This is a genomic window from Mesobacillus selenatarsenatis SF-1, from assembly GCF_000813125.1.
Lineage (GTDB): Bacteria > Bacillota > Bacilli > Bacillales > Cytobacillaceae > Mesobacillus > Mesobacillus selenatarsenatis.
Genome location: NZ_BASE01000093.1, coordinates 1 through 5434, shown reverse-complemented (window position 1 = coordinate 5434; position 5434 = coordinate 1). Strand labels below are relative to the sequence as shown.

The 5434-nt window shown below is 43.5% G+C and carries 9 protein-coding genes; 7 read left to right on the top strand and 2 right to left on the bottom strand.

What is annotated here, in order from left to right:
* Positions 1 to 12: 12 nt before the first annotated feature.
* Entirely contained in the window at positions 13 to 156 is a 144-nt protein-coding gene (locus TY49_RS24790; RefSeq protein ID WP_156972730.1) for a hypothetical protein, read from the bottom strand.
* Positions 157 to 316: 160 nt separating this feature from the next.
* On the opposite strand from TY49_RS24790, the gene safA reads away from it, so the two are divergent.
* From safA to TY49_RS18615, 7 genes are all read left to right on the top strand, one after another.
* Positions 317 to 886 carry a SafA/ExsA family spore coat assembly protein gene (safA, locus tag TY49_RS18645; protein ID WP_041967424.1) on the top strand — a complete coding sequence of 190 codons (570 nt, stop codon included), beginning with the start codon at positions 317 to 319 and terminating at the stop codon, positions 884 to 886.
* 243 nt (positions 887 to 1129) lie between these two features.
* Positions 1130 to 1474, top strand: a complete 345-nt coding sequence (locus tag TY49_RS18640; protein ID WP_041967423.1) for a lmo0954 family membrane protein — start codon at positions 1130 to 1132, stop codon at positions 1472 to 1474.
* 26 nt (positions 1475 to 1500) lie between these two features.
* Positions 1501 to 2145: a PspA/IM30 family protein gene (locus tag TY49_RS18635; RefSeq protein WP_041967422.1), complete on the top strand. Its 645-nt coding sequence runs from the start codon at positions 1501 to 1503 to the stop codon at positions 2143 to 2145.
* Positions 2146 to 2283: 138 nt separating this feature from the next.
* Complete coding sequence (gene liaF / locus TY49_RS18630; protein ID WP_041967421.1) at positions 2284 to 3018, top strand: cell wall-active antibiotics response protein LiaF; 735 nt, start codon at positions 2284 to 2286, stop codon at positions 3016 to 3018.
* The gene (locus TY49_RS18625; RefSeq protein WP_041967420.1) at positions 3015 to 4061 is read left to right on the top strand and encodes a sensor histidine kinase; all 1047 of its coding nucleotides are present in this window, start codon (positions 3015 to 3017) and stop codon (positions 4059 to 4061) included. Before liaF ends, TY49_RS18625 begins: the two co-directional genes overlap by 4 nt.
* Positions 4054 to 4686, top strand: coding sequence for a response regulator transcription factor (locus TY49_RS18620; RefSeq protein WP_041967419.1), 633 nt, complete (start codon positions 4054 to 4056; stop codon positions 4684 to 4686). Before TY49_RS18625 ends, TY49_RS18620 begins: the two co-directional genes overlap by 8 nt.
* Positions 4687 to 4704: 18 nt before the next feature.
* Positions 4705 to 4887: a hypothetical protein gene (locus tag TY49_RS18615; protein WP_041967418.1), complete on the top strand. Its 183-nt coding sequence runs from the start codon at positions 4705 to 4707 to the stop codon at positions 4885 to 4887.
* 30 nt (positions 4888 to 4917) lie between these two features.
* Here the strand turns inward: TY49_RS18615 and TY49_RS18610 are convergent, their stop codons facing one another.
* On the bottom strand, positions 4918 to 5112 hold the full coding sequence (locus TY49_RS18610) for a hypothetical protein (RefSeq protein ID WP_041967417.1): 195 nt from the start codon (positions 5110 to 5112) through the stop codon (positions 4918 to 4920).
* Positions 5113 to 5434: the final 322 nt, after the last annotated feature.

Sequence of the window (5434 nt, the reverse complement as noted above, 5' to 3'; positions counted from 1 at the left end):
GCCAGCTTTTTTCTATTCTTTTTTTCTCGAATCCAACAAATCAATCCGGCTTGCATCCTTAAGGTTAAAAGCCGTTGAGATAAAATACAACAGGATACCGCCAACTAAACCGAGACAAATGACAAAACCGATGGTCATCACCCATAGATAGCCCATAATTCGCATTCCTCCCTTGATAAAACTATATGCACCGTTTTCGTGATGTTTTCACATGAAAAAATAATAAAGTATAATTTCTTGAATTAATCTCATCCTATCTATTGAGGAGGAGTGTATTGTGTTCAAGAAAATAATTTTAGCTCTATTATTAATCCTAATGGCAATCCCGACAGTTTCGTTTGCTCAACAGGTCCATACGGTTCGTCCGGGTGATACCTTATGGAAGATTTCTGTTAGATATCAGGTCGGCCTTTCAGAGATTATTGCCGCCAACCCGCAGTTCAAAAACCCTAACTTGATCTATCCAGGCCAGAGGGTCAATATCCCAACTTTAAGTGCGACAAAGAGTATCGAAAGTCAGGTAATCCAACTGACAAATCAGGAGCGCGCTAAAAATGGACTGAAGCCACTTGCTGCTGACTGGCAGCTTTCGAGGGTAGCCCGATATAAATCTGCAGATATGAGAGATAAGAATTACTTCTCACATACCAGTCCTACATACGGCAGTCCTTTTACGATGATGAAGAACTTCGGAATCAACTACCGAAGTGCAGCTGAAAACATCGCAGCCGGCCAAAGAACTCCAAATGAAGTAGTGCAATCCTGGATGAACAGTCCAGGCCACCGCAAGAACATCCTTAGCCCAACATACACCCACATTGGTGTGGGGCACGTAACAGGCGGCAATTATGGTCACTATTGGACGCAAATGTTTATCGCAAAATAAATAATATCCTGAATGGAAATAACCCAGTGAACATCCACTGGGTTATTTTTTTGTGCCTGTATATCAAAATAATGGCCAATATCTCAGGAAAAAACGAATTCTAACTTCCTCCACTAACAGACAAACCAACAGTCCTGCGCCTTACTAAGCCTCAGGTCCTACTCCAAAATCAAGCTCAGGCACGTTATTGAATTTTTGCGAGAAAGGTAAGATGTAATCATAAGAGATAAGGAGGAATTGAACATGAAAAAACTTGGTTTACTTGTTGCCGGCTTCATTGCAGCCATGATCCTGATTTCAAACCTTGGGCCGCTTGTCGGACTTGGGGTCAGCTTGCTGGTGCTCTACTTCGTCGTCAAGCAATTTTTAAAAACAGATTCGACAGCCGCAAAAATTGGCTGGGGAATCGCAGGCTTCATCATCCTGATGGCAACAGCTTCTAACGTACCAGCGATCCTCGGTATCGCAGCAGCTTATGTCCTGTACCTTGTATATAAAAACTGGGACAAAAAAGAAGTAGCGGTCCGCGAAGAAAACGACCCTTTCGTCAACTTCGAAAAGCAATGGGCACAATTGAATAACAAATAATTTTAAAATCAAAGGAGAGATTTCTAATGGCAAATCTATTAACAAGAATCAAAAACACGGTAATGGCAGATCTTCACGAGGCACTTGACCAGAAAGAAAAGAAAAACCCGATTGCTCTTTTGAACCAGTATCTTCGTGAATGTGAAAATGAAACAGAAAAGGTCAGAAAGCTTCTTGAGCGTCAGGGACAATTGAAGGAGCAGTTTGCTCGCGAGCATCATCAAGCACTTGAAATGGCTGAAAAGAGGAAGTACCAATCAGAGGTGGCAATGAGAGCCGGCGAAACTGACCTTCAGGAATTTGCCGGTCAGGAGCAGGCCCAATATGAAGAGCGAGCTGCCAGGCTGAAGGAAGCGATGGAGAACGCGGTCAAACAGCAGCTTGAGCTCGAGCGGAAGTATGAAGAGATGAACCATAAGCTAAAAGATATGCACATCCGCCGCCTTGAATTGATGGGACGTGAAAATGTGACAAGAGCACACCACCGAATGGACCAGGTGCTTGATAACAATTCATATTCTGACAAAGCCTATTCAAGATTCGCAGATATGGAAACTTACCTTGACCATCTTGAGGAGAAAGTGAATAACAATTACAACCGCAATACAATTGACAGCAGGATCGCCCAACTGGAAAAAGAGTTTAAAAATAACGAATCGCATACTATTTAATAGGCAAAACATGGTATTCTATAGAGGCGCAGGCACCTGCGCCTTTTGAGTATCACCTCGAAAGGACTTCATATTACCAATCCTCTATTATGTGTATTCCATTTTTAAAAATAAATCCAGAGGAAGGGAGGAGACAGCATGTTGAACAACTTGAAAAATGATTATATCAGCTGGATCGTGATTACTGGACTTATATTGCTTTTGCTCGAAGTTTCATTTTTTAATGAAGGATTGATCTTCTCCCTTCTTGCAAGCGGAGCGATGGTTTACTTTGGCCGCTCCTTAATGCCGAAGAAATCGGGGAAGCTGTTGTTTTGGGTAGGTTTGTTCTTTTTCCTGAGCAGTGTTTTCAGCATGATGACGTTCAGATTCTTCTTATTGGCCGTACTGATCTATCTTGCCTATCAATTTGCTCAGTCGAAAAAGAAGCCAGAAGTACTCACGCCAGTTTTACAGGAGCCTGAAAGGGAAGTCAGAAAGGAAATGCTGATTGAAAAGCCTCCTTTATTTACAAATCGTTTGTTTGGTCATCAGGAAACGCCTTCACATGTGTATGAGTGGAACGATGTCAATATCCAGACTGGGATTGGCGACAGCGTTGTCGACTTAAGCCTGACGGTGCTGCCAAAGGGAGAAACCGTCATTTTCATCCGTAATATCATTGGCAATGTAAAAGTGTATGTGCCATATGATTTAGAGGTCACTCTCAGGCATTCGTCAGTCATTGGTTCTGCTGAAGTTTTTGAGCATGAGGAAGGAAGGGTGCTGAATCAGAGTCTGTATGTACAGACACCAGGCTATGATGAGGCTGAGCAGAAGGTTAAAATTTTTACCTCGATGCTTGTTGGTAATATCGAGGTGAAACGCATATGACGACTGCCATGCGCCAAATCTTATGGGGATTGACACTTGGGATTATTTTATTCATAGCGATGACTTTGTCTTTTGTACTAGTTTTTCCGGTAGCGAAGCTTTCAGATTTATGGAATAGAGAATTAATGGATATTCCTTTCATCATTTTCACCTTTAGCATAAGTGTCGTGTTAGGTGTCGCGTTTGGGATGGCGTCAGGGACATACTGGCGAAAGCAATTTAGTATGGTCGACAACTGGCTGTTTCAGCTGGAGGAAGGCCAGGAGCCCGAAATTGATCATAATCAGGCATACTCAGAAATTACATCGATTGCGAAAAGAGCCCGCAAGCTTCATAAGCAAATCTCTGAAAAAGCGATGCTGTCACAGAGGCTGGCGACTGAAAAAGCGGAGGAGCAAGAGTCTCGGATTCAGGAGATCATTTCGCAGGAGCGTAACAGGCTTGCCAGGGAACTGCATGACTCCGTGAGCCAGCAGCTATTTGCTGCGTCGATGCTGATGTCCGCCATCAATGAAACAAAGGGGCCCTCTGAGGAACGAGAAGCGAAGCAGTTAAAAATGGTCGAGGAAATGATTCACCAATCGCAGCTCGAAATGAGGGCGCTGCTTTTACACCTTCGTCCTGTTGCCCTGAAAGGGAAAAGCCTTCAGGAAGGAATTGAGGAGCTGCTAATCGAATTAAGACAAAAAGTCACCATGAATATTAAGTGGAAGGTCGAGCCGTTCCCATTGGATAAGGGGGTTGAGGACCATCTATTCCGTATCCTTCAGGAGTCTGTTTCGAATACTCTTCGCCATGGTAAGGCAGAAGAACTCGAAGTATTATTGATCAAGCGCGATGATAAAGTGATAATGCGTGTTGTCGATGATGGTATTGGTTTTAATGTAGAAGAAGCAAAAGCGGGATCATATGGCCTCCAGAATATGCATGAACGTGCCGGTGAAATCGGCGGGACATTGAAGATTGTCAGTGTTCAAAATAAAGGGACCAGGCTTGAGGTTAAGGTTCCAATTTTAATGGTGGCGGGTGAGAAGAATGATTAAAGTTGTGTTTGTAGATGACCATGAAATGGTGCGGATTGGAGTATCATCGTACTTATCGGCGCAGCCGGACATTGAGGTAATCGGCGAGGCGGATAATGGGAAGACAGGTGTCGAGATGGCGCTTGAACTGCGACCGGATATTATTCTCATGGATTTGGTCATGAAGGAAATGGACGGAATCGAGGCGACAAAGCAGATTATCGAGCAGTGGCCGGAAGCTAAGATCATCATCGTAACCAGTTTCCTCGATGATGAAAAAGTATACCCCGCGCTTGAAGCCGGGGCGACGAGTTATATGCTGAAAACATCGAAAGCCAGTGAAATTGCTAATGCTGTAAGGGTTACATACTCAGGGCAGCCGGTGCTCGAGCCAGAAGTGACGGGCAAGATGATGATGAAAATGCGCCAGAAAAACAATGTTGAGCTGCACGAAGAGCTGACAGAGCGTGAGATGGAAGTCTTGAAGCTGATTGCTGAAGGAAAGACAAACCAGGAAATCGCTGACGAACTATTCATCGCCCTGAAGACCGTGAAGACGCATGTCAGCAATATCTTGAGCAAGCTGCAGGTACAGGACCGAACCCAGGCGGTCATTTATGCATTCAGACATTCAATTGTAAAATAATTTGGGGAGGTGCTCTAGATGGAGCCGTTATTTGGTTTGTTCGGCCTTTTTGGGGTGTTGTTGTCAATCGGATTGCCAATCGTTCTAATTGTACTTTTTGTCATGCTGGTCACCAGCACTAAAAGACAGGAAGCATTGTTGACTGAAATCCTCGCGGAGTTGAGAAAGAAGGATTCGAATCAGAATTATTTGAATCGATAAAACAAAAGAGGCCAGTGGCCCCTTTAAATGTTAATTTGCTTTCTTATCGATTACATCTAATTTCATAAGCATTTCGCTTAACGCTATGGATATGACTTCCCGTTCTTCAAACTCATTTGGATAATGGGAAGCGCAATTTATATAGTCATGCTTTTCAGCTAACTTTTCTTTTATCTTTTTGCACATCCAGAGCTGGTAATCAGAAAGTTCCAGTTGTCTTAGCATTTTCACCCACTCCTTCGTTAGTTATCCATTACCCGCGGGCCAAGCTTGCTTAAACGCTTTATCCAAAAGATAATCAGTATGGGAAAAATTGAGAAAAGCCCAGTGTTGCGGCGCTGAACTGGATTTAATCAAACGTTTGATTAATATGTATTTGTTATAGTCAGGCTTCAAATATGTGCCCGGTCTTAGCATTTCATCATGGGACCGGGCACATGTCCGTTGTTTATGTGCCCGGTTATTCCATTTCATGATGAGACGGGGAACATATCCGTTGTTTATGTGCCCGGTCTTAGCATTTCATCATGAGACGGGGAACATATCC